General features: G+C 64.5%; 24 protein-coding genes. 3 read left to right on the top strand and 21 right to left on the bottom strand.

Annotated features, from left to right (window positions below):
- Positions 1-3 precede the first annotated feature (3 nt).
- From Q0907_RS00380 to Q0907_RS00320, 13 genes are all read right to left on the bottom strand, one after another.
- Entirely contained in the window at positions 4-1,335 is a 1,332-nt protein-coding gene (locus tag Q0907_RS00380; protein WP_299340414.1) for a hypothetical protein, read from the bottom strand.
- Complete coding sequence (locus Q0907_RS00375) at positions 1,332-2,012, bottom strand: hypothetical protein (protein ID WP_299340412.1); 681 nt, start codon at positions 2,010-2,012, stop codon at positions 1,332-1,334. Before Q0907_RS00375 ends, Q0907_RS00380 begins: the two co-directional genes overlap by 4 nt.
- Before the next feature lie 750 nt (positions 2,013-2,762).
- Positions 2,763-3,839 (bottom strand): type IV secretion system protein, encoded by a 1,077-nt coding sequence (locus Q0907_RS00370; RefSeq protein ID WP_299340410.1) that lies wholly within the window; start codon positions 3,837-3,839, stop codon positions 2,763-2,765.
- Between the two features lie 59 nt (positions 3,840-3,898).
- Complete coding sequence (locus Q0907_RS00365) at positions 3,899-4,681, bottom strand: hypothetical protein (protein ID WP_299340408.1); 783 nt, start codon at positions 4,679-4,681, stop codon at positions 3,899-3,901.
- Positions 4,682-4,702: 21 nt separating this feature from the next.
- Positions 4,703-7,210, bottom strand: a complete 2,508-nt coding sequence (locus Q0907_RS00360; RefSeq protein ID WP_299340407.1) for a VirB4 family type IV secretion/conjugal transfer ATPase — start codon at positions 7,208-7,210, stop codon at positions 4,703-4,705.
- Positions 7,211-7,213: 3 nt separating this feature from the next.
- Entirely contained in the window at positions 7,214-7,528 is a 315-nt protein-coding gene (locus Q0907_RS00355) for a VirB3 family type IV secretion system protein (protein ID WP_296279488.1), read from the bottom strand.
- Positions 7,521-7,895: a TrbC/VirB2 family protein gene (locus Q0907_RS00350; RefSeq protein WP_296279486.1), complete on the bottom strand. Its 375-nt coding sequence runs from the start codon at positions 7,893-7,895 to the stop codon at positions 7,521-7,523. Before Q0907_RS00350 ends, Q0907_RS00355 begins: the two co-directional genes overlap by 8 nt.
- A 74-nt stretch (positions 7,896-7,969) precedes the next feature.
- Positions 7,970-8,782, bottom strand: coding sequence for a lytic transglycosylase domain-containing protein (locus Q0907_RS00345; RefSeq protein WP_299340405.1), 813 nt, complete (start codon positions 8,780-8,782; stop codon positions 7,970-7,972).
- 101 nt (positions 8,783-8,883) lie between these two features.
- The gene (gene virB11, locus Q0907_RS00340; protein ID WP_299340403.1) at positions 8,884-9,924 is read right to left on the bottom strand and encodes a P-type DNA transfer ATPase VirB11; all 1,041 of its coding nucleotides are present in this window, start codon (positions 9,922-9,924) and stop codon (positions 8,884-8,886) included.
- 13 nt (positions 9,925-9,937) lie between these two features.
- On the bottom strand, positions 9,938-11,137 hold the full coding sequence (locus Q0907_RS00335) for a TrbI/VirB10 family protein (protein ID WP_299340401.1): 1,200 nt from the start codon (positions 11,135-11,137) through the stop codon (positions 9,938-9,940).
- Positions 11,134-11,898, bottom strand: a complete 765-nt coding sequence (locus Q0907_RS00330; RefSeq protein ID WP_299340399.1) for a TrbG/VirB9 family P-type conjugative transfer protein — start codon at positions 11,896-11,898, stop codon at positions 11,134-11,136. Before Q0907_RS00330 ends, Q0907_RS00335 begins: the two co-directional genes overlap by 4 nt.
- Positions 11,895-12,812 (bottom strand): type IV secretion system protein, encoded by a 918-nt coding sequence (locus tag Q0907_RS00325; protein ID WP_299340397.1) that lies wholly within the window; start codon positions 12,810-12,812, stop codon positions 11,895-11,897. The genes Q0907_RS00330 and Q0907_RS00325 overlap by 4 nt, the downstream gene beginning before the upstream one ends.
- Before the next feature lie 16 nt (positions 12,813-12,828).
- Positions 12,829-13,242, bottom strand: a complete 414-nt coding sequence (locus tag Q0907_RS00320) for a hypothetical protein (RefSeq protein ID WP_296279829.1) — start codon at positions 13,240-13,242, stop codon at positions 12,829-12,831.
- A 682-nt stretch (positions 13,243-13,924) separates the two neighbouring features.
- Here Q0907_RS00320 and Q0907_RS00315 point away from each other — a divergent pair.
- The 3 genes from Q0907_RS00315 to Q0907_RS00305 all read left to right on the top strand — a co-directional run bounded on the left by Q0907_RS00315 (position 13,925) and on the right by Q0907_RS00305 (position 16,668).
- Entirely contained in the window at positions 13,925-14,512 is a 588-nt protein-coding gene (locus tag Q0907_RS00315) for a hypothetical protein (RefSeq protein WP_299340395.1), read from the top strand.
- 59 nt (positions 14,513-14,571) lie between these two features.
- A complete protein-coding gene (locus Q0907_RS00310) occupies positions 14,572-16,224 on the top strand; it encodes a type IV secretory system conjugative DNA transfer family protein (protein ID WP_299342579.1) in 1,653 nt (550 codons plus the stop codon).
- Between the two features lie 69 nt (positions 16,225-16,293).
- Entirely contained in the window at positions 16,294-16,668 is a 375-nt protein-coding gene (locus Q0907_RS00305; RefSeq protein ID WP_299340393.1) for a zf-TFIIB domain-containing protein, read from the top strand.
- Positions 16,669-16,767: 99 nt separating this feature from the next.
- On the opposite strand, the gene Q0907_RS00300 is transcribed toward Q0907_RS00305, so the two are convergent.
- The 8 genes from Q0907_RS00300 to trpE form a co-directional block, all read right to left on the bottom strand.
- Complete coding sequence (locus Q0907_RS00300) at positions 16,768-17,487, bottom strand: HAD-IB family phosphatase (protein WP_299340390.1); 720 nt, start codon at positions 17,485-17,487, stop codon at positions 16,768-16,770.
- Complete coding sequence (gene trpC, locus Q0907_RS00295) at positions 17,484-18,278, bottom strand: indole-3-glycerol phosphate synthase TrpC (RefSeq protein ID WP_299340388.1); 795 nt, start codon at positions 18,276-18,278, stop codon at positions 17,484-17,486. The genes Q0907_RS00300 and trpC overlap by 4 nt, the downstream gene beginning before the upstream one ends.
- A gap of 50 nt (positions 18,279-18,328) precedes the next feature.
- The gene (locus tag Q0907_RS00290) at positions 18,329-18,688 is read right to left on the bottom strand and encodes an antibiotic biosynthesis monooxygenase (protein ID WP_296279466.1); all 360 of its coding nucleotides are present in this window, start codon (positions 18,686-18,688) and stop codon (positions 18,329-18,331) included.
- A gap of 1 nt (position 18,689) precedes the next feature.
- Positions 18,690-19,733: an anthranilate phosphoribosyltransferase gene (gene trpD, locus Q0907_RS00285; RefSeq protein WP_299340385.1), complete on the bottom strand. Its 1,044-nt coding sequence runs from the start codon at positions 19,731-19,733 to the stop codon at positions 18,690-18,692.
- 65 nt (positions 19,734-19,798) lie between these two features.
- Positions 19,799-20,377 carry an aminodeoxychorismate/anthranilate synthase component II gene (locus Q0907_RS00280; RefSeq protein WP_299340382.1) on the bottom strand — a complete coding sequence of 193 codons (579 nt, stop codon included), beginning with the start codon at positions 20,375-20,377 and terminating at the stop codon, positions 19,799-19,801.
- A 10-nt stretch (positions 20,378-20,387) separates the two neighbouring features.
- On the bottom strand, positions 20,388-21,167 hold the full coding sequence (locus tag Q0907_RS00275; protein WP_299340380.1) for an SIMPL domain-containing protein: 780 nt from the start codon (positions 21,165-21,167) through the stop codon (positions 20,388-20,390).
- Between the two features lie 67 nt (positions 21,168-21,234).
- Positions 21,235-22,299: an aminotransferase class I/II-fold pyridoxal phosphate-dependent enzyme gene (locus Q0907_RS00270; RefSeq protein ID WP_299340376.1), complete on the bottom strand. Its 1,065-nt coding sequence runs from the start codon at positions 22,297-22,299 to the stop codon at positions 21,235-21,237.
- Entirely contained in the window at positions 22,299-23,771 is a 1,473-nt protein-coding gene (gene trpE / locus Q0907_RS00265; RefSeq protein ID WP_299340373.1) for an anthranilate synthase component I, read from the bottom strand. The genes Q0907_RS00270 and trpE overlap by 1 nt, the downstream gene beginning before the upstream one ends.
- Positions 23,772-23,857 lie beyond the last annotated feature (86 nt).

Genomic DNA, 23,857 nt, shown 5'->3' with positions numbered 1-23,857 from the left:
CGGTCAACGTGCGATGTCCATCTGCACGGGCTTGTGTTCGACGTTCGGCATGGGGGATGCACGCTCCTGTGTCGTCAGCTCCCTTTGTTGCGCCTCCATACGCGGGGTGGGTTCGGCAAGTCGCTGTCGATGGCTCTCGAGTTGGCTCAGCCAGGCCCGCCCGTACGGCGAGACCCGCAGGTCATGCAGGGCGATACGCAGACCATCCGGGTCGTCGGCCCCCACACTGGAGAGCAGGCGATCCACCTCGTCTGCGGGAGAGCGCACCTCGGATTTGCGTGGCGGACGGAACGGTCCGGCGGGCTCCATGCCGTCCTCCCTCTTCTCGTTACTGCCATCGCGAGGGCGCGCAGTGGCAGCGAAGGTGCCCCACGCCGGCAGGAGCGAAGCCATGCGCACGCGCTCGTCACGCGCACCGGGCTCGCCTGCCGGCACCGCACCACGCAACGCTTCGAACCCATCGCGCATCGCCCCATGGGGACCGCGTGCCGCGATCGTGATCGCGCTGCGCATTCCTTCCACATCGTCGCGGTACTTGCCGATCATCGGCGCATACTCACGGGCCAGTGCGTGTGTCTGCGCATCTCCGAGCACGGAACGGTCTGGGCGCCGCTCACCATCCACGTTGAGGAAGCGGTGCATGTCGTGTGAACCAAACCCGCGGATGCCGGCGACCAGGCTCGCACGCGGATCCAGCAGTCGCGCGCCGTTGTTGGCGTAGCCTGCGCCGGCCAGCATGCCGATCTCGTCGGGCTGCGCGTAGATGCGCACTTTTCCGTAATGTGGACTGGAGGAGCTGACGGTGTCCGCCGCCATCACGTGGTTCACAACGCGATCGCCGCCTTCCGGGATCCGGCGATCCAGGCTGACCGCGCCATAGGCGTTGAATGTCTCGCCACGCAGATCGTAGTGGTGGGCACTGACTTGCGCCAACGTGCCGCCCAGCGAATGCCCGGTGACGGTGACTTCGGGCGTACGCTTTCCCGGCGACTGTCCTTGCTCCTCGGCGTAATCGCGCGCCCATCGCGTTAGGGCGACTGCGTCGTCCGCCTGCAGATTGGTCCGAGTCAATACCATCGCGCCATCCGTCTTGATCAAATCGTCCCAGCGCTGTCTTTCGAATTCGGTGCCCCTGTGCGCGACGACGACATCGCCGCTGTCCAGGTGCTGGTAGACCGTGCCCTGATAGCCCGTTTTCGCATTGTCGACGAAATGGAGAATCTTGTACCTCACACCCTCAAGCACAATCTGCTTGTTCACGAGATCGCGCATCCGGCCGTCGCGATCGTAGCTGTGCTCGACCAAGTTCGCGTACTGCTGGGATGCGAGCATCATTTGGTCAACTCCTCGGCTTCCATGCTGACGCTGAAGAACTCAGCGCGACTCCCTTCAGGAATGGCATCTACGTCGCTCTCACCGAGGTCAGGGAAAGCGTCAAAATCTTCGACGCGAGGGTAACGCGATTTCCAGAAGTAAGTCCGCTTTCCCTCCCCTCCCTCAATCTGTTCGCGATTCAGGCTGGAAATGAACCGTGTTTCCTGCTCCGCGCCGGCTGCACTCAGCTGTACCTGCACCTGGATCAATTCCCAACGGCAGATGCCTCTACCGTGGTAGTCCTCATCGATCATTGCATCCTTGTAGAAGACGCCGGTGTACTCCGCCTCAGATACCCGCTCCAGGTGTAACGGAATGTCATTCGTCGGTATAGGAGATAGGTGTCCACCAGGATTGGCGTTCGGCGGCGGCAGGCATTCCGGGGTGACGACATCGTGCTGTATCGCACTGACCGTCACCTTGAGGGGACCTGGTGCATCGTGGATGTGCATGCGCAACCGGTACGCCTGCACCGGGTTGGGGTTCTCTTTGTACTGGGGTCGTCGTTTCGTATCCACGGCATCACTGCATGCGGTTACCGAGAACAGGGCGATTCCAAGAAATACTGGCGACCATCGGGACCTGCTTCCAGAAGTGAAATGCGCAATCATCTGTCCGTCCTGAATTCCCTTGATCACTCACGCACTAGCCACTGGGTTCATTTCGCCTCCTTGGCCGTCACCTGCTCAAGCCATCGCGATGCCGAGAAACGACAGCGCGCATGCCAGTTCACATCGCAAGATGTAGTTACCTTCCATCCGACTCATCTGCATGGCCCTGGCATTGCGCTTCGTGGAAATACCGCCTAAGCGAGCGCGGTCGTGTTCAAGTTCGTGCATGACAAAAGAAGGAAGGTGATGACCTTCATCTCCATGTCTTTATGACATTGGTCATTGCCGCAGTACCGGAGATGTGCAATTCGAGTAGATGATGCGGCACTCGTGACCACCGTTGCCATCTCTACACTGCGGAATCACCAAACGAGTAGCTTCTTCTATCGTAGGCCCGTTCTGATAGTAGCTATTCATTCGTTCCAGAAGCGCAACCGGCTCCGCGATTACCGCACATGTATTCTTGTAGGAATACACTGCCTTGCAGCCCACGCCACCCATGGCCTCGCACTTCTTTACTGCGGCTCGCTGTGCGGCGCCTCGCGACAGTTCGCCGCTCGAGGTTCCCACGACAGATGACTTCTGATCTTCGGCCATCGCCCCCCAAGTAAGCAGCCAGCGTGGCGATCGCGGGGGAGGCGCCGCGGTGCCACCTGTAGGAAGACATTGAGAATTCCCTGGCGTCACACCCTGAGGACATGCCATCTGTGCTGATGCCTGACCGCTAAATGCGATCATCCCTACCACGAGCGTCATGGCAACGATTCTGGCGCGCATCTAGCCTACGCTCCTATGAGTTCCATTCGGTATGCCGGCCTGAACAGTTGCTCTGGTATCCGCCTGACCGGTAGCCGGCTGACTTGGAATGGGGGCATAGCCAGAGCCGGTCGGCTGTACCGCCTGCCCCTGTCCAAACGCGTTGTACGCCATGAACTGACCCACCGTGCCTTGGAAGAACGCTGCCGCCATGGGTGGTACGGTGACCAGGAACAGCGTCATCAGCAAGCCGAGGCCGCCCTGTTGCATCGCCATGCTGCTGATTCCCTGTGGTGACGTGTTGGTGGCCAGCAGTGTCAGGTATTGAGCAGCGAACGAGACCGCTACCACGCCCAACAGCTTGGAGATCATCGACACGGTGAAGGCGAGCACCGCCAGCGAGAACATGGTGCCGACGCCGTACCAGATCCACTTCTGGAACATGCCCTTCGTCTGCTCGAATCCCAGGGTCAGGATGAAGAACGGCCCCAGCCCCACGAAGAGTGCCATCGCCATCTTGTACATCAGGAGGATGGCACCCCCCATCAGCGAGGGACCCGCGACGCCTACGCCGGTGAACCACATGGTGCGTGTCTTGGCTTCCTGCAAGGTTTCGTCGAAGCTGGTGTAGAGCGCATCTATCGCCACCATCGCCAGTTCCATCTGCTGCAGGTTGTCGTCGATGGAGTCTTCGGGGCCTTCGTCGTCGCCTGTCACCAGTTCGTTGATCGAGCGAGGCATGTCGTCGGTCAGCAGTTGGTGGATGTTGCTGCTTCCCATGGCGAACGTCGTGGCGACCGTGATGATCAGCACCCACTTCAGCGACTTGACCACCAGCTCCATCATGAACTGGCGCGACTGGCCCGTGACGATCCGGTAGCCTTGCAGCAGCACCCACAGCGTGAGCAGGACGAAGGCGACGCCTCCCACCCACTCGGCCATCTCGCCGAGCAGATTGTCGCGGAAGATATTGATCTCCTCGTCTATCCAGTCGAACACCAACCTGAAAAACGCCCAGCGCTCGACCGCGCCCAGGGCAGCGCCCACCTCGCGCAGCACCGCCGCCAATCCATTACCCAATGAAGGCAGATCCACCATGTCCATTCCTTCGTGCTGCTACATCGCTTCCCGTGGCGGGTACTACAACCCGCAGCGGATCAATGACGACGCTTTGACTGTGCCGCGTCCAGCGCCAACTTCAACGTGCCGATGCCCACCGCGCCGCCGATGAGTCCACCCACGCCGCCCGGACCAGACGCGCTCCCCTTGCCCTCCAGCGCCTGCTGCGACAGGGTCTTGCTGGCTTCCTGCAGGTACCCGATGCGGGCGACATAGGCGTCCATGTACGTCTGCTGTTGCTGGCGGTCGATCTCCATCTGCGACATCAGCAGCAGGATGCGGTTCGTGTTGTCCTGCAGCTTGCCGACCTCATGGCTCTGGATGCTGGCGCGCTGACGCTTGAGCTCATCGAGATAGCGCTGGCGCTGCGTGGTCACTTCGTACATCTTCAGCGAATAGTTGTACTTCGCCAGTTCCGTGTTCACGATCTCCCGGCACAGCTGATACTGCTGCTGCGCGATGCCACTGGTCGCCTGCTTGCAGCGGTTGTCCGCATTCATGTTCACCCCGCTCTGGGTGGGCTGCGCATGCTGGAGTTTCTCCTCCGGCTCCGGTGCGGCCTTGCTGTCCTCATTGTTGCCATTGAAAGATTCGAATACCTGCTGCTGGTAGAGATCCCTCAGATTTCCGTTCACCGTGCCGTTGCCGTTACCCGACGCGCTGGTCGTGCCGATCCTGCTGTTCATGTCCTGGAGTTTGTTGTTGGCAGCGTTGTCCACGACCCGCCACTGCGCTTGTGCCGTTGCGGCGAAGACGACGCCCGCGGCTAGCAGGGCATGGGCGACGTGGCGGACGCGAACATGGGATGTCGAGACGTTCATGATGATGTCCTTGGTTATCCGTCAATACTGAAAGCTGGAGTGGGTGGTCCGCGCGGGTCGCGGGCCGGTGGAACGCTCTTCCCGAGGAGACAAGGGTGCGGAGGTGTCGGGACGACTGCGCGACCCCTTGCGCTCCTCCTGGAAACGCGGCAACCACTGCTCGGGGCGCAGGTCGGCCTTGTCGACGCCTAGCCGCAGAGCTTCTTCCTCGACGATGCGATGCATGATCTCGATGTTGTCGGTGCTGGCCGAGATGACCGCGAGGGCATCGTCCATGCCGCGCAGGTTGAGTTGGCACACGGTCGAGGCGTGGCCCTGCTTGACCAGGAAGCAGCGCGAGCGCTCGTCCAAGCTCTTGATGACCTTGAATTCCGCGTCGGTCAGCTTCAGCCCGTCGATGTAGTCTTCGCGCGCCGCATTCGGATTGGGAAGCAGGATCAGCGTCGCCGTCTGTTCGATCAGCGCCGCAGATATGTCGCTGGCGAGCGCATCTTCCGGGCTCTGGGTGGCGAAGATGCCGAGGCCGTTCTGCTTTCGGATGGTCTTCTGCTTGTTCTTGGCGAAGTCCTTGAGCGCACCACCGCCGTCGAGGATCTTCCAGAACTCGTCCATCACGTAGATCAGCGGACGACCGTCGATCAGCTCTTCCAGCCGATGCAACAGATAGTTGATGACGGGGACGCGGATCTCGGCATTCTCGATGACATCGGTGTAGTCGAAGCCGATGATGCTGGCCCGGCTCAGGTCGATCGTGTCGACGGGGTTGTCGAACACCCAGCCGAGCGCGTTGCCTGACGTCCACTTGCGGAGGCGGGCATAGAGTCCGTCGTCCCCCATGTTGGGCAGGCTCTTCTGAAAGTTGGTCATCGACCTCAAGTGGAGCGGCATGTCCAGCATGGACTCGACCGCCCGGAAGATGTCCTCGTCCTCCCGTGCCGTGTAGTGGCTCTTGGCCGCCAGGACCTTGATCAGCCCCGCCAGGAACTGCACGTTGGCATCGGTGCGTTCGCACTGGAACGGGTTGAAGCCGGTAGGCTGCCCGTTCTCCAGCGCCAGGTAGTTGCCGCCGCAGGCGCGCACGAATATCTCCGCACCACGGTCCTTGTCGAAGAAGAAGATGGTCGGCACGGGATCGAACTTCTGCACCTGGCTGAGCAGGAAGTTGATCAACGCGGTCTTGCCGGTGCCCGACTTGCCGATGACCATGGTGTTGGCAATGGCCTTCTCACCCAGCGAATTCTCGGCGGGATGCGTGGCGTGGAAGTTGAAATAATAAGGCTGTCCGTTGGTGGTCTGCAGGACCGTCACGCTGTCGCCCCACGGATTGTTGTCGCGCTTGCCGGTGGCGAAGTTGTGCAGCGGCGACAGTCCCAGGAAGTTCAGCGAACTGACGTTCGCCAGCCGCGTGCGGTAGCGCCAGTTGCCCGGTAGCTGGGAATAGAACGAAGAACAGACGGCCAGGTCTTCCTTGGCGGACACGAAGCCGGCGTTGGACAGCTCCGCCCGCGCCACGGCCACGTTCTGCGACAGGCGCTGCTGGTCCTCCGCGTACAGGGTCATGATGAAGTGGTACTCGCCCAGCACGAAGTTGCCGGATGCGACCTGGTCCATGGCGCCATCCAGCTCGATGATCTGGCTCACCGCCTTGTCGCCCGACGAGATCATCATGCCCTTGGTGCGGTCCAGAACCTTCAGTGCGTCCTGGCGCCCCATCGGACTGAACGAGTGCGTGATGACGTACTCGAAGTCGAGATACTTCAGGCCATTGAGGATGCCGGGCCAGGTACCGTCCGTATACTCCTTGATATTCAGGATGGCGCCGAAATGGTTCCGTCCATCCGGCGTGCTGACGACGAAATCGCCCGTCTTGGACGAGAACATGTGCCGGCTCACTGCCAGGTAATCGTACAGCGGCGCGCGCAGGACCGGGACCGGTTCGGAGATGCGGTTGAGGACGAAGCCGAAGAACTCGAGCGTTTCGGAGAAGACGCCGCCCGCATCGGATTCGTACATGCCCAGCCGGGTCGGTGCGTAGTCCTTGAGCACTGCCTCGACGTTGCCCGCCAGCTCCATGATCTTGTCCACCGCCTGCTCCTGCTCGGCCTGGAGGCGCGGCACGTTGGCGGACTTCTCGACGAACTTCTTCCCCATCACGATGGGGCGGTAGATCATCGTGAGGTAAAGCTCGTTCTGCATGATCTTCTGCGCGGACAGCGCATCGAAGTAGCCGTCCGACAGCGCCTGGTTGAACGCCTGGCCGAAGCGCGCGCCGGAGCGTATGCCACCACGCCGGCGCAGGTCATGCACCCAGAATGCGACGTTCACGAAATCGGGCGCCCGCAACGTCTGCAGCATGCGGTTGAACGTGTTGTGCCGATGCTCCAGCTCCCATTCCTCGCGCCCGACGAACGGCAGCCCTTCCAGCCGCCACGTCAGCAGGAAGTCGCCCCCCGTCGTCTTGACCACCTGCGGGGACACGTGGGCGGACAGCGGGATGAATTCGGCGATGGACAGGTCGGGCGCGAGCATGGGTCAATCCGGGATCGAGTCGTCGAAGCGCTTGCGATAACTGTTGGGCGTGAACACCCACATGCCCTCGTGGTGGCGGAGGTTCCGGACCTTGGTCCGGAACTGCCACCGCAGGCCGAGCAGCCGGAAGATCATTTCGTCGCGGCGCGCCATCTGCCGCATGATGAAGATCACGACCGGCAGCAGGGCCAGGAAGAACATGTTGAAGTAGAACGTGAGCAGCAGGCAGCTGCCCGCCCCGATCGTGAAGGGCACATACGGAACCCCCATGAACATGGGTGGGCGGGTGCAGCCCCTGAAAAGCACGTTCTTATGCATACTGCGTCAGCATCTGTCCGACGACCATCGCGGTCGACGTCACGTCGGACGGCAGCAGCATCTTCGCGATCTGCGCGGCCGCACCGATCAGGAAGCCACCGATCAGCACGGGCGCCACGTCGCCGACCCGCTTGTGGTTGAACGCGATCTGGTAGCCCGCGAAGATCACGGCGATGGTCACGATGGCGATCGACGCCACGTTCAGCAGGGAATTGATGTTGGTGAAGAAGCTGGTGACCCGTCCCTGCGCGCCGGTGGCGTCCTGGGCGAGCGCCAGCTCCGGAAATGCCAGCGCGGTGGCGGCGATGATCAGCATGACGATGGCGCTGGAAGCCTGCTTTGCCTGGATAAAGTGCGTGTTGTTCATGATGGACCCCAAATGGTGGTTGCAACGGTAGGTGGCACTTTCGCGTGCCGATGAGCCATCCCTGGCGGGTACTGCTAGAAGACGAAAGCGTCATCCCTCCCGGATGTCTGCACGACCTGCGGCGCTTGCGGCGCCGTGGTGGTGTTCTGGTGATAGGCCTGCACCGTGACGGGCGCATCGGCCGATGCCTGCGCGATTGCCGGCGCTATGACGGGTGCGGCCGGCAGTGTCGTCGTGCGCCGCGGAGCATCCGCTGCGATGGCGGAAGTACGCGGCGCGTCCACCCGCTCGGACCTCGCTTCCTCGACGCGGCGTGCGACGCGTGACGATGCCCGACCGCCCGAGGCCGCGCGTGAGGCCTGCTCATATGCCGTGCGTCGCGTCGTCCGCGATTCCTGTGCGACCGTCCTGCGATCGATCACCGGTATGGCCTGCGCGTTGCCGCTGGCCACCTGCCGCTGCCAGGAAGCGAATACCTTCTGCACGTACCCGTGCCGATAGCCGGTCGTGAAGTTGCCGGAGTAGTAGCAGCTGAAGGCCTTGCCCCAATCGTTGCCGGAGCGCGAGTAGCACTCGGCGAGGATGCGCGAGCCTGCCTGCAGGTTCGGGCAGACATCGAACGCCTTCTCGTAGCTGTCGAGTCCCTGCCGCGTTAGGTTGTAGCGATTGACCTGCGCCAGTCCGAGCGAAAAGTTGTAGCCACGGTCCTCCAGCATGCGGGCCGTCGACAGCGCCTCCGCCAGATTGCGGGGTTGCCGGGCCAGTCGCCCCCCGACCACACCGATCGCGTACGGATTGAACGAGGACTCGACCTTCACGACGTGCTCCATCACCGTCGGCGGAACCGCCAGTCCGGTACAGCCCATCAGCTCCATGCCAGGCAGCATCAGCAGACCCTCCCTTCTTGGCCACCCGGCATGCCGAGGCTGCCCCGCCTGCCGGATCCCTGCCCTGTCGTCGATGGGTACGTGGCGTTCATGTGCGTCCTTCAGGCAGCCAAGGCACGGGCGGGATCGAAGTCGATGCCGGTGATGTAGCGGCGCCCCGCGTGCGCCTTGATGTGCACGACGATGTCGATGGTCATCTTCAGCAGGCGCTTGATGACTTCGAACTCGAGGCCCGCACCTTCGGCAGACGCCTTGACCATCAGGGCGAGCTGGTCCCAGGTCTGCGCCGTGCTCCCGGCGTGGCAACTGGTGATGGAACCCGGATGGCCGGATGCGCAATTGCGGATGAAGTAGAACGACTCGTCGCCGCGTAGCTCCGCTAGGATGATGCGGTCCGGCTTCATGCGCAGGCAGGCTTCCATGCAGTTCTTGGCGGTGATGTTGCTGGCGCTCTGGCCACCTTTCGAGTAAAGCAGGTGCACGACGTTGGGCTGGCGGATGAACAGTTCGCGGGCGTCCTCGATCGTCACCAGGCGCTCCTGGTCGGGGATGTGGTTGACCAGCGACTTCATGAACGTCGTCTTGCCGCTGCCGGTCGCGCCGGCCACCACGATGTTCTTGTGGTAGTGCACGGCCTTGCGGAAGAACTCCGCATAGTTGCGGCTGCGACGGAGCTCCAGCAGTTCCTGGTCGTGGTCGCCGAGCACCTGCTGCTGCTCGAGGATGTCGTCGAAGAAACCGTCCTGTTCGTACTGCTCCAACGATTTGCTGAACTTCGCCGGCAGGCGGATGGTGATCGATACCTTGCCGGCGTCGCAGGCCGGCGGAATCACGAACTGCGCGCGCTGGCCGGTCGGAAAGGTCAGCGACACCATCGGATCGATGTCGGTGATGCGCTGGCCGGTGTTGCTTTCGTTGACGACCGAGGTGCAGAACTGCCGCGCGCGCTCGAAGGTGAGCGTCGGCACTTCGGCCTTGAGCCACCCCGCCCGCGCCGTTTCGAGATAGAGCTCACCGGGGCGGTTGATGCAGATCTCGGTGACGTCCGAGGACTGCATGTGATCGCCGATCCCGAGCACCTGGTACTGGTAGTCCAGGAACTCGTTGGAGATGCGGGCAAGGGGCTCGTTCTGCGTATCCATGAATGAACGCCCGTCAGCGCATCACCGCGGAGAAGTCGACGTCACGCGCCACGTACACATTGACGATCGTGCCCTGGTTGATCGTCACCGTCGGTGGGCGCGCCATGTTCCGGTCCAGCGCCATGTTGGCCAGACGCTCCATCGTCCTGGCGGTGTTGCTTTCGTAGGGGTTCTGGACGACGGCGCCATTGATGATGGAGGTTTCCTGCGGACCATTCTTCGCGCCCGCGTACTTGAAGGCATCGCTCAGCATGCTGATGAGCAGGGCGGACGAGATGCGCTGCGCCCAATGCGCCGAATAGTGTCCCGGGTTGCCGGCCGCGCCGAGCATGTCGGTACCCGGACTGCGCATGTTCACGTCCATGCCGGTCGGTGTGGTGATCCGGTCCCAGACGATGGCGGCGCGCTCACCGATGATGGCCTCCGAGTTGTAGCTGCCCATCACCTTCGAGCCGCGCGGTAGCAACAGGCGCTTGCCGTTGACCGAGTACACCGGCTCGGTCACCACGCAGGAGGTATAACCCGGCACATCGGTGATCACGCGGGATTCGAGCACGCAGCGGATGTAGGTGCCGCGCAACAGCAGCGTATTGGGGTTGTACAGCGGCTTCGCGCTGGTCATGCCATCCGGTGCCTCGCGCGGAGCGGCAGGCCCCTGCCCGGCTTGCCCGGCCAGCAACGCGGCATAGTCGGCCATGCCGGGATCCTGTGGTGCCTGCCCCGGCTGCCCGTCCCCGAACGTACTGGCCATGTCGAGCATGCGGCGTTCGCGCAGCGAGGGCTGCTGTCGATCAGGCAATCCCGACGGCATGGCCATCATCGACGCCGTCGAGCGATCCGTGTCGTCGACCACCGGCAAGGGCGGCAGATCCGGCTCCATGGGCACGGGCGGCGCCTCGGGCGGCAGGTCGGGCAGATCGCGCGGAGCCGCGGGAATCACGACCTGCTCCCCCTTGGCGGGCGCCTGGTCCTGGTCGTCTTTCGACGACAGTCCGCCACTGAATATCCAGAAGACGACGAGCAGCATGAGCACGACGATGCCCGCCAGGAACAGCAGCGCCTTGCGATTGAGCCGCTGCACATCCGCGGAGCGCAGGTATGGCGCATTCGCGTCGAGGTCCGGCTCCGGTGCGGGACGCGATGTCTGGTAGGGGCTCTGCGGCGCTGCCCGTTCGGGGCCCGTGTCCGGCTGATCGTGCGGCGTCTGGTTCATTGCTCCGGGCTCCTGCGCAAGCCGACCACGTTGTCGCCGTGGCGGATGACCAAGTAGGGATACGTGCCGTGGACGACGATGGTGTCGTCCTGCACGGTCGAGTTGACGACGAATTCATCGCCGTCCTCGCTGTCGCGCGCGAACACGACCGGGAAGTTGCCGCTCGGGAAGCGCGTGCGGTCGCCCATCCGGATATAGGTGAAGCGGCGATCGTCGTACACGGTCGTGGGCACCAGCCAGGTGGGGCCGCGCTTGCGCTGGGCGTACTCGTAGTTGAAGTGGTACGCGCGCCCCGGCTCCACGTCGGTGTCGAGTTCCGACGCCACTTCCTGCGGCTTGTTGGCGGTGCCGGCGAAACTGGTGTCGCCCGGATAGGCGAACTTGATGCGGTACTGCACGCCTGCCGCGCGGGCCTGGTCCAGCACGCGCCAGTCCGTCGCCACGACCCTCAGTTCGAAGATGTACGAATGCGCTGCCGTGCGCACCAGCAGGTTGGTGTCCACGTCGACGTTCTTCGGCTTCAGATAGAACACGTTGCCGCGGCGGCTGATATCCCATCCGCCGCTGAACCCGGTGCTGAAATCCAGGATTTCCTCGTGCGGCGACAGTTCGATCTGCGTGGTGATGCCCAGGCCGGTGCGCACCGGGTACACCTTGTCCGGCGAGTACGTGTACTCCTCGATCACCTGCGCCACCGCAGGCAGCGTCATGAGCAGCAGGCCAATGGCGGCCAGGCGCCGCAGGGCGTACTTCAACCTCATCGTTGGGGCACTCCGGGTCGCGTCTCGGGTTCCGACTGCTCCGCGGGCTGCGGGGTCGTCGACACATCGTTCTCACTGGGGGGCGCGGGCGGCATGCCGGCCGCGGCAGGCTCTGCGACCTGCGGCGTCGCCGCCGCCGACACGGGCGCGGCGGCCGGCGGCATCGGGAACTCGCGCTCCGGCACGGTCGCCGCCGCGAAGTCATCGTCCACGCGATAGTTGGTGACGCGGAATCCCAGCGGATTCAGCAACCGGTCCTCCTCACTCAGCCGCAGGTCCGGGTTGTAGGTGAATTCGAGGGTCGCGATCCTGCTGTCCAGGGGCTGTGCCTGGCCACGCCCCTTGTCGTAAAGGCTGCGCTGGAATCGCACGGTGGCGCCCGTGGGGCGCGCACCGGCGCCGCCGCCGATCAGGACGATGCTGAGGATCCGGGTCCGCACGGAACTGGCGCTGCCGTAGAGCCGGAAAGGCCGCTCCGGATTGCTCTCCGAATGCAGTGCGATGTAAGCCGGCGCGACCGCAGGGCCTGCCATCGAGAGCGTCGTGCGCCAGTTGCGCTGGCCGACCAGGCCCGAGTCGTAGGATTCACGCGCCAGCACGAATTGCGCCACGTTGCTCTTGTTGATCGCTTCTTCGGTCGTGACGTCGCGGTCCTGGAAGTTGCCGGAGAGGCGCGCCACGCTGGCCGTACCGGTGTACGGATCGGCCATGACGAGATACGGCACCTTCTCCTTGAGGGGCAGGAAGAGGAAATAGCCGCCCGCCAGGATCAACGACATCAGGATGGCCGACCACGCGACCATCCAGGCGCGACGCTCGCTCTTGCGTGCGCGTTCCGCCAGTGTCAGCTCGAAGCTGACACCATGCGCAACGGCACGGTCGATCTCGGGAGAAGAGGTTTTCTTCTTGAACATGCGCGAGCCGTCGCCGTCAGTCGCCCAGCGACGCGGCGGGCGTCACGTCGGCGGAGGGTAGCGACGCCTGGCTCACGATGATCCGGGGGCGTTCGATCACCACGCGAACGCCCTGGTCGGCGTAAGCAGCGGAGAGCGCGGCGGCAGCATCCTCCAGGCTCCCGGTACGGATCTGTGCGACCGGCGCGTGCAGCGTGTAGTCGTTGGGATGCAGGTAGGCGAGCGTAAGGCTGCCGTCCTTCGCCCAGCGGGTGAGCATGGTCTTGAGCGTGCCATCCGCCGGGGAGGCCTGGTAGATGTAAGCCTGCTGCAGCGGGATGGCCTGGGGCGCCTCGGCGAACCGGTTCACCGGGCGCCAGCGCCCGTGGATATCCGCCGCCTGCGGCGTCGCGCACCCCGCGACCAGCACCACGAAACACGACACCATCATCCTGCGGAAAACGACGTTTCGGATCACGAATCCACCTTTCTGCAATCGTCAGCAACCCACTTCCCTTGCGCGCCTCTCGGGAAACACGTCACGGCACTGAAGAATGTTTCGGGGCGGCAATGCGCGCCAGCATGCGCGGGAATCAGGAATGATCCCGTGCTCATCGCACTGCGCAGGCAACTGTCCTGCGCACTGCCCCCTGTCACCGCATCCATGCGTCGAAGCTCCTTGCATTTCCTTCAAGCGCTTAACGTGCGTCGCACATTGCGGCCGCGCACTGCATCACGCCAGTCGAGCCGAACATAGCCACGGGTTTTTGCGACGTCAACACGAGAAGAAACGTAAACATGTTTATGTCGTTCAAACCCCGTATCGCGTATCGCATCAAAACCCTATAAAACAAGGCACTTGTTGCAATACGATTAAATCGAAACGACAGGTACGATCATGAATGTGAAGGTCGATGTGAAAGCAGGAACGACGTCACATCCGATGTGAAATCATCCTTCACTGCGATGAACGCGTGCGTGACGCGATCAATGGATACACGCGAAACTTCAGCTGGCTGTAGGAATTTTCCTACACGACTTCGTTGCGCGGCGGAGCACCTTGAACGTAAAACATCTCATGCATCATGCTGATGCCGAGCTAGTCGAGTGACGCGCGCGCTGCAAGGAACGAAATGGAACAGTCGAAGATGGAAGATTTCGTCGCCAACGCCGCCCTGCTGGCGGCGCACCTGACGGACCAGTGCAACAGGGCCGCCAACGCACAGGAGGCGTCCGCGCAGGAACTCAAGTCGTCCGCGCTCGATGTCAGGAAAGCCTTCGAGGAAGGTACGCGCGAGATGGGTGATCACGCGCGGCGTGCGATGCGGGAAGCGCTGGCCCAGGAGGTTCCCGCGGCCACGCAGAGCATCGACGAGACGGTGTCGAGGCTGCGCCAGGCGATCGAGAAGCTCGATCACGAACAGTCGACATTCGCCAGACGTACGCGTTTTCTCGGCGCGCAGTCGGTGGGCGCACTCGCAGCGGCCTGTGTCCTGATGGTCGCGGGCACCGGTTACGTGGCGTGGCACAACGTGAAGCGCTCGGAACAGGCGAAGGTGGATGCGGAGGTCCTGGAGGCGTTGCAGCACGTCACCATCACGTCCTGTGGCGGGCAACCCTGCATCCAGTTGCAGGATGGATTGCCCCGCTGGCAGAAGAACGACCAGTACGTCCTCATCGAGACCGCAAGGCAGGACGGCAAGACCGCTGGCGGCCGCTGACGCCGCAGGCACATCATCAGGGAACGACCACAGGGGGCAACTTGGGCAGTACACGCGTTGTGATCATCCTGGCGCTCGCCGCGCTCGCGGCCGTCGGCGCCCTCTATCTTTCCGGCTATCTCGCGCTGCTGTTCCTCGGGCTCGATGGCGGCCTCGTCGGTGCGGGCACCTATTTCGAGTATCTCAGGCACCTGGACCATCCCCGCGTGCAGCCCTATGCATGGCGCATCAAGACGGCCGGCGCGGTGGGTGGTGGCGTGATGTTGCTCGTGTGGGCAGCGCTCGCCGTGATGGTCTACAAGCTGCGCAGCTACCGGAACCTGCATGGTCGCGCGCGCTTTGCCGGCATGATCGATCTCGCCAACAAGGGCTTCCTGTCCAGCAAGGACACCGGCATCGTCGTCGGCCAGATGAACGGCAAGCTGCTGCGCCTGCCGGGGCAGCAGTTCGTGATCCTCGCGGCGCCGACGCGTTCCGGCAAGGGCGTCGGCATCGTCATTCCCAATCTGCTCGACTATCGCGAGTCGGCGGTGGTGCTGGACATCAAGCAGGAGAACTTCGATCTGACCTCCGGGTGGCGTCGCTCGATTGGCCAGGAGGTCTACCTGTTCAATCCGTTCGCCGAAGACCGCCGCAGCCACCGATGGAATCCGATGACATACGTCTCGCCGGATCCCGCCTTCCGCGTCTCCGATCTCCAGAGCATCGCCGCCATGCTGTATCCGGATGGCGACGACAAGGACAAGTTCTGGGTCAGCCAGGCGCGCAACGCGTTCCTCGCCTTCACCCTCTATCTGTTCGAACGGCACGACCGGGACCACGCCGCCGAGAAGCCGACACTGGGAGCAGTGCTGCGGCTCGCGTCGGGCGATGGTGGCGAGTTGAAGCCGTATCTCCAGAAACTCGTCGAAGCGCCCTGGTTGAGCGCACAGGCGCGGACCGCCTTTGCGGGCCTGCTGTCGCAGGCGGACGTTACCTTCGCCTCGATCATCGGCTCGTTCCGGGAGCCGCTGAATCCGTGGTTGAACCCGGTGCTGGACGCGGCCACCAGCGCCGACGACTTCCGCCTCGATGACGTCCGCCGCCGCCGCATGACGATCTACGTCGGCATCCAGCCCAACAAGCTGGCGGAAAGCCGACTGATCGTGAACCTCTTTTTCAGCCAGCTGATCAACGTCAACACCAAGGTGCTGCCGCAGAACGACCCGAGCCTGAAGCATCAGTGCCTGCTGTTGATGGATGAATTCACCGCCATCGGCCGCGTCGACATCATTGCGAAAGCGGTGGCGTACATGGCCGGCTACAACCTTCGCCTGCTCCCGATCATCCAGTCGATGGCGCAGCTCGACGCCGTGTACGGCAAGGAGCTGTCGCGCACCATCATCACCAACCATGCGCTGCAGATCATCTATGCGCCGCGCGAGCAGCAGGACGCCAACGACTATTCGGAAATGCTGGGCTACACCACCATCAAGCGCCGCGCCCGCACGCGCTCGCATGGGCAGGGACGCAACGTGTCCGACAACGAGGTACTGGAGAAGCGCGCGCTGATGCTGCCGCAGGAGCTGAAGGCGATGGGGCCGGAGAAGGAGATCGTGCTGTACGAGGGTCTCGCCCATCCCATCCTGTGCCGCAAGGTGCGCTATTACAAGGACAGTTACTTCACCAGACGGCTGCTTCCCAAGGTCGATATCGATCCCCTGCGGATCTGAGGCGGCAGCGCTGGTACGGGCGGAGGTCCGCGGTAGAATCCCGCCATTCGCCCGCCCGAGACCCGCCCCATGCAGTGCCCCAAGTGTCACAGCGCGATGGAACTGATCCCCATGCCGCAGGCCCACGTCCATCGTTGCACGCAGTGCAGGGGGCTGTGGTTCGAGATGGTGGACCACGAGACGCTGAAAGATCGTGCGGACGAGATCGACATCGGCGACCCGGCCGTCGGCGAGCAGTACAACAAGGTCGACCGGATCGACTGCCCTGCCTGCGTCGGCGAACGCCCGCTGATCCGCATGGTCGATCCGCTGCAGCCGCACATCTGGTTCGAGAGCTGCAAGGGCTGCTATGGCCGTTTCTACGACGCGGGCGAGTACCAGGATTTCGCGGAGATCGAGCTCGCGGACCTGGTCAAGGACTGGAACGCGCCGGAACGGATCTGATGCACCGCGTGTGCGCGTTCAAGCAGTACGCCGTTGCCGCCGCGCCTGTGCACTGAGCGCCGATCACCACCTGATCCCGATGGCGGGCCAGGGCCTGCGCTACGCTGCCGTACCGCCGCGGTCCTTGCAGCCCCAGTTGAGGATGGGCGTGCCCGGCGGCAGGACGCGACGGAACATCGCCACCCGCGTGGTCTTCGGATTGACCACCACGGGCGCGCGTGCCGCTTTCAGAAGCGGCAGGTCGGCGCTGCTGTCCGAGTACGCCACCGCGACCTCACCGTAGCCGCGCTCGCGCAGCATGCGCATCTTCTCTTCGTTGTGGCAGTGTCGCGTGGCGACCACTGCACCCAAGCGGGGCCCGACGGCGGTACCGATGACCGGCACGTCCTCGTGGGCGACGAAACTCAGGATCGCACGCGCCAGTTCCGGCGGCGCGCCGGTCGCGACCACCACGTTGTCGCCGCGGGCGCGGTGGTCGCGGAAGACATCAAGCGCGTGCGGCAGCAGGCGCTGTTGGACTTCCTCGCGGTGCTTCGCGACGTACTGGTCGATCAGCGCATCGAAGCTGCGCCGACCATGCAGGCCGAACGTGCCGATCCAGATGTAGCCGGAGATCCCGCGACGGCGCGTCGGCAGGAAGGCCACCATCGGCCCCAGCACGACCGATGCCGCCAGCGCCACCGCCGCGCGCAGCGGATTGCGCTGGATCAGCCACCTGACCAGATGGCCGCCGGAATCGCCGTCGTACAGCGTATGGTCGAAATCGAAAACGACGACCGGCGCCTCGGCGCGCGGTGTCGGATAGCGAGCGTCCGTCATGCGGCGAAGAATAGCTGACGCAGCGCCTCGCCGGGCTCTTCCGCGCGCATGAACGTCTCGCCGACCAGGAACGCATCCACGCCGGCGGCGCGCATCGTGGCGACATCCTCCGGCACCAGGATGCCGCTCTCGGTCACCAGCAGGCGGTCCCGCGGCACCGCATCCTTCATCTCCAGCGTGGTCTGCAGCGACACCTCGAACGTGCGCAGGTTGCGGTTGTTGATGCCGACCAGCGGGACAGGCACCTGCAGCGCACGCTCAAGCTCATCGATGTCGTGCACCTCCACCAATACGTCCATGCCCAGCTCCATCGCCAGCCCGGACAGATCGACCAGCGCGCCGTCGTCCAGCGCCGCCACGATCAGCAGGATGCAATCCGCGCCGAGCACGCGCGCCTCGTAGACCTGATACGGGTCGACGGTGAAGTCCTTGCGCAACACCGGCAGCGTGCAGGCATCGCGCGCCTGCTTCAGATAGTCGTCGGCACCCTGGAAGAAGTCCTGATCGGTCAGCACGGACAAGCAGGCCGCGCCACCGAATTCGTAGCTCACCGCGATGTCGGCGGGACGGAAATCCGGACGGATCACGCCCTTCGAAGGGCTGGCCTTCTTCACTTCGGCGATCACGGCGGGGTCGCCCTGGGCGATCATCGCGTGGAGCGCATCGGCGAAGCCGCGCGTCGGCGATGCCTCGGCGATGCGCGCCCGCAGGTCAGCCAACGGAACGCGTGCACTGCGTTCGGCGATCTCGTCGGCCTTGCGGGCGAGGATGGTGGTGAGGATGTCGCTCATGTGAATCCTGGTTCGGTTCCTTTGCCGGGAACGCCACATTGTCGCATCCGCTACGCTTCAGGAGGGGCTTCGGCGCGGTCCCAACCGTAGGCGCGCTCGACCTTGGCCACCCGCAGCTCGAAGTGGTCGTACCAGTCGCGCCGCCCCTGCTCGCGTGCAGCGGTGTGTTCGGCATGGTGGCGCCAGGCGCGGATCGCGTCCTCGCTCTCCCAGTACGCCACGGTGATGCCGAACCCATCCTCGCCGCGCGTGGATTCCACCCCAAGGAATCCCGCTTGCTGCACGGCCAGCTCGACCATGCGCTCGGCCATGGCGCCGTATCCTGCATCGTCATGTGCATTGCGCTGCGACGAGAAGATCACCGCGTAGTACGGCGGCTTGGGCAGTCTGGCGAATCCGCTGGCGGCCATGTCAGTGCGTTTCCTGTTTTCCCAGTGCCTGCGTTGTGGCCACGAACTGATGCAGCCGCGCCAGCGCCCTTCCGCTGGCGATGGCGTCGCGCGACCGCGCGATGCCGTCTTCGATACTTTCGGCGACGCCGGCGACGTACAGGGCCGCACCCGCATTCAGCACGACGATCTCGCGCGCGGGACCCGGACGGTTGTCGAGCACCCCCAGCAGCATCGCCTTCGACTCCACAGCATCGGCGACGCGGAGGTTGCGGCTCGCGGCCATCGCGATGCCGAAGTCCTCGGGGTGCAGCTCGTACTCGCGTACCTGCCCATCGCGCAGTTCGCCGACGAGTGTCCCGGCGCCGAGCGACAGTTCGTCCATGCCGTCGCGGCCCCACACCACCAGCGCCCGTTCGGCGCCGAGCTCCTGCAGCACGCGCGCCTGGATGCCGACCAGGTCAGGATGGAATACACCCATCAGGATGCTCGGCGCGCCGGCCGGATTGGTCAGCGGACCCAGGATGTTGAAGATCGTGCGCACGCCCATCTCGCGACGGACGGGCGCCACGACCTTCATCGCCGGGTGGTGGATGGGCGCGAACATGAAGCCGATGCCGGACTGCACGATGGACCGTGCGACCTGGTCGGGCTGCAACTCGATGTTGACGCCCAGTGCTTCCAGCACGTCCGCGCTGCCCGACTTCGAGGACACGCTGCGGTTGCCGTGCTTGGCGATCTGCGCGCCGGCAGCGGATGCCACGAACATCGAGCACGTGGAGATGTTGAACGTGTGCGAGCCGTCGCCCCCGGTGCCGACGATGTCGACCAGATGCGTGCGGTCTGGCACCTCGACGGTGCGCGAGAACTCGCGCATCACGGTGGCGGCGCCGGCGATCTCGCCGACGGTTTCCTTCTTCACGCGCAGGCCGGTCAGGATCGCCGCACTCATCGTCGGCGACACGTCGCCGCGCATGATCTGCCGCATCAGGTCGACCATTTCGTCGTGGAAGATCTCGCGGTGCTCGATCGTGCGCTGCAGGGCTTCTTGGGGGGTCAGGGGCATGTCGGCTCCGTAGGGTGGGCCTTGGCCCACCGGTGTGGCGATGGCGGGCCGAGGCCCGCCCTACATCATCGTTCGAGGAAGTTCTTCAGCAACGCGTGGCCGTGCTCGGTCAGGATCGACTCGGGGTGGAACTGCACGCCCTCCACCGGGAATTCGCGGTGCCGCAGGCCCATGATCTCCTCGAAGCTGCCGTCTTCGTTCTCCGTCCATGCCGTGACTTCCAATGCGTCGGGTAGGCTCCTGCGCTCCACCACCAGCGAGTGGTAGCGCGTGGCCTCGTACGCATCCGGCAGGCCGGCGAACACGCCCTTCCCCTCGTGGCGGATGCGGGACGTCTTGCCATGCATGATGCGGCCCGCGCGGATGACATTGCCGCCATAGGCCTGGCCCAGGCTCTGGTGGCCGAGGCAGACACCGAGGATCGGCGTGTTCCGACCCAGCCGTTCGATGACCTCTAGCGACACGCCGGCTTCGTTCGGCGTGCACGGCCCGGGCGAGATGACGATGCGCTCGGGCGCGAGCTTGGCGATCTGATCCACCGTCATCGCATCGTTGCGCACCACCTTCACCTCGGCACCCAGCGACTGCAGGTATTGCACGAGGTTGTAGGTGAAGCTGTCGTAGTTGTCGATCATCAACAGCATGGGACGGTACTCAGGGCGAAATCAGGAAGATGGCGTACACGTTCTCGGTGAACGTGATCGTGCCGGTCTGCAGCGTCTCGGGCGCGATCCGGGTGCCGGTAACCTCGACCGTGGTGCCGATGTCCGCCGCCGGCGCGGGTGGCGCGGGCGGCGTCACGCCCGTGTCGTCGTCTGCCGCAGGCCACATGCCCGCCTGCACACCGTAGGCAAAGCTCGGCGCGACATCGGAAATGGTGTAGAGACCGGCAAGGCGCGTGCCGTAGGCGGAGGCCAGGCCCTCGGCGGACCGGCGCGACTGCTGTGCGGCTTCGCGCTTGAGTTCTGCGCGCAGACCGGCGGCGGCCGCGTATCCCGAACGGATGCCGGTGATCTGCAGTTCCGGGCCGGATTCGACCCCGGACAACACGGCGCGCACATCATCGAGCCGGACGAACGTGGCACGTAGCCTGCGGACCACCTTGGTTCCCTTGAACACCTGCTTCCCTCCCTCGAAGGCATGCTCAGGGGAAATGGACAGCGTCGACGCATGGATGCTGTCGGCGAGTGCGCTGTTCGCCTTGAAGAGGGCGAGCACCGTTGCCACGTTATGCTCGACCTTCGCGCGCGCATCCCCGGGGGACGGCATCGTGGACTGCACGAGGAAGTCCAGGGTGAAGCGGTCCGGCATGACGGTCCGTTCGGCCTGGCCCTTCACGAGCAGGTGCGGCTGGGAAGGCAGCGTGTTGACTTGTGCGGACAGGTGGGGCGACCACAGCAGGGTGGCGACCAGCAACAGGCAGCGAACGTTCATCGGACCTCTCCGTGGGTGGACCCTGGGGTGGAACGCACCGGCGGCGACAGCGGGGTTGCGTATCCGCTCACTCGGCGGCCCTCTCGTGGCGGATGTGTACGAGAACGTCCGCGAATGCCTCGATGGTGGACTCCGGCGTCGCCCACGATGTCATCAGCCGGATTACGGTGGTGGCGTCGCCGCGCCGCTCCCAGGTTTCGAACTCGACCCGCTGTTGCAGGCGCTCGACGACGGCATCGGGCAACACCGGGAACACCTGGTTGCTGGGCGAGTCCACCGCCAGCGGCACGCCCGCCTGCTGCAGGACCCCGCGCAACCGTTCGGCCATGACGTTGGCATGCGTCGCCAGCACGAAGTACAGGCCGTCCTCGAACAGGGCTTCGAACTGCGCACCGACTACCATGCCCTTGGCGAGCATCGCGCCGCGCTGCTTGATGATGTGGCGGAAATCGGCGCGCAGGGCCGGATTGATGATCACCAGGGCCTCGCCCAGCAGCGCACCGTTCTTGGTGCCGCCGATGTAGAACGCGTCCGCTTCCGCCGCCAGCAGGGCCAGATCCACATCGTTGTCCTGCGTGGTCAGCGCGGAACCCAGTCGCGCGCCGTCCACATAAAGCAGCAGATCGCGAGCACGGCAGAACGTGCCGAGTGCATGCAGCTCCGCCGCGCTGTAGACGGTGCCCCACTCGGTGGTGTTGGAGATGTAGACCAGCCGGGGCTTCACCATGTGCTCGCTGGCGTGGCCGTCGATACACGGCTGGATGAGCGCCGGGCTCAACTTGCCGTCCGGCGTGGCGACCGTCAGCACCTTGTGCCCACCGGCCTCGATGGCGCCGGTCTCGTACGTGGCGATATGGCCGCTGGCCGGCGCGATCACGGCCTCATGCGGACGCAGGAAGGCCGCGAGCGCGACGAGGTTGGCCTGCGTGCCGCCGGCAAGGAAATGCACGTCGGCGTCGCGGGCGAGCCGGTCGCGGATCAGCGCCGCGGCGCGGACGCTGTGGACATCCAGCCCGTAGCCGCGGTTGATCTCGGCACTCGCCACAGCGAGCGCCTGCAGCAGGCGCGGATGCGCACCCTCGCTGTAGTCGTTGCGCAGGCTGATCCGGGCGCCCTCGACCGCGATCTCCATCACAGCCCCTTCGCCGCTTCAGCCACGGCGCGGAACAGCGCGCGCCCCTTGTTCATCGTCTCGTCCCATTCCTTCTCGGGATCGGAGTCGTAGACGATGCCGGCACCGGCCTGCACGTGCAGCCGGCCGTCCTTGATGACGGCGGTGCGGATGGCGATGGCGGTGTCGGCATCGCCGTGCCAGCCGATGTAGCCGATGCTGCCGGCGTAGACGTTGCGCTTGATCGGCTCCAGTTCGCGGATCACTTCCAGCGCGCGGATCTTCGGCGCACCACTGACCGTGCCGGCGGGGAACGTCGCGCGCAGCACATCGGCGTAGCTCAGTCCGGGCAGCAGCTTGCCGGTGACTTCGCTGACGATGTGCATGACGTGGCTGTAGCGCTCGATGACGAACTGCTCGCCCACCTGCACCGTGCCGGCTTCCGACACGCGACCGGTGTCGTTGCGGCCCAGGTCGATCAGCATCAGATGCTCGGCGCGTTCCTTCGGATCGGCGAGCAACTCGGCTTCCAGCGCGAGATCCTCGTCGTGCGTCTTCCCACGTGGGCGCGTGCCCGCGATCGGCCGCACGGTCACTTCGCCCTGCTCCAGGCGCACCAGGATCTCGGGCGACGAGCCCACCACCTGCACGTCGCCGACGTCGAGGAAGTACATGTACGGCGAGGGATTCAGCGCACGCAGCGCGCGGTAGACATCCACCGGCCGCGCGTTGAAGGGCACGCTCAGGCGCTGGCTCAGCACCACCTGGAAGATGTCGCCGGCACGGATGTATTCCTTCGACTGCTCCACCGCGGCGATGAATCCGTCATGGGTGAAGCCGGAAACGAAGTGGCTCTCGTCCAGCACATCGCAGGCGATCGGGGTGGGGTACGAACCCGGCTGGCGCAGCTTGGCGGTCAGTGCGTCCAGCCGCGCCTGCGCCTGTTCCCATGCATCGGCTTCGCGCGGATCGGCGTGCACGATCAGGTAGAGCCGGCCCTTGAGGTTGTCGAACACGGCCACTTCTTCCGACAGCATCAGCAGGATGTCGGGCGTGTCCAGTTCATCGGGCTTCGCGCCCATCGCCAGGCGGGGCTCGATATAGCCGATGCATTCGAAGCCGAACCAGCCGACCAGGCCGCCGGTGAATCCGGGCAGACCCTCGAGCTTCGGCACCGCATAAGCGGCGCGCAGTGCCTCTACTTCGGCGAACGGATCGGCGACCTCGCGCGTTTCGACCCGTTGGCCGTGATCGTGGATCTGCAGCGTGTGGCCCCGGAACGTCGCCACGCGGCGCACGGGCAGGCCGATGATGGAATAGCGGCCGAAGCGCTCGCCACCTTCCACCGATTCGAACAGGTAGGTGTATGGCGCGTCGGCGAGCTTCAGGTAGACCGAGAGCGGCGTGTCCAGGTCGGACAGCACTTCACGGACGACAGGGATGCGGTTGGAACCTTCAGCAGCGTACTGCTGGAACTGGGCGTGCGAGATCAAGCGGGCTTTCCTTCCGGGACACGGTGACGGTGCGGGCGACGGCAACGGGCCACCATCGCCAGCCATGGCGTGCGGAATCTTTGGAA

This window comes from uncultured Pseudoxanthomonas sp. (assembly GCF_947498795.1).
Taxonomy (GTDB): Bacteria; Pseudomonadota; Gammaproteobacteria; order Xanthomonadales; family Xanthomonadaceae; genus Pseudoxanthomonas_A.
Note: the sequence above shows the minus strand (reverse complement) of the source record. Positions and strands in the feature narration are given on the sequence as shown.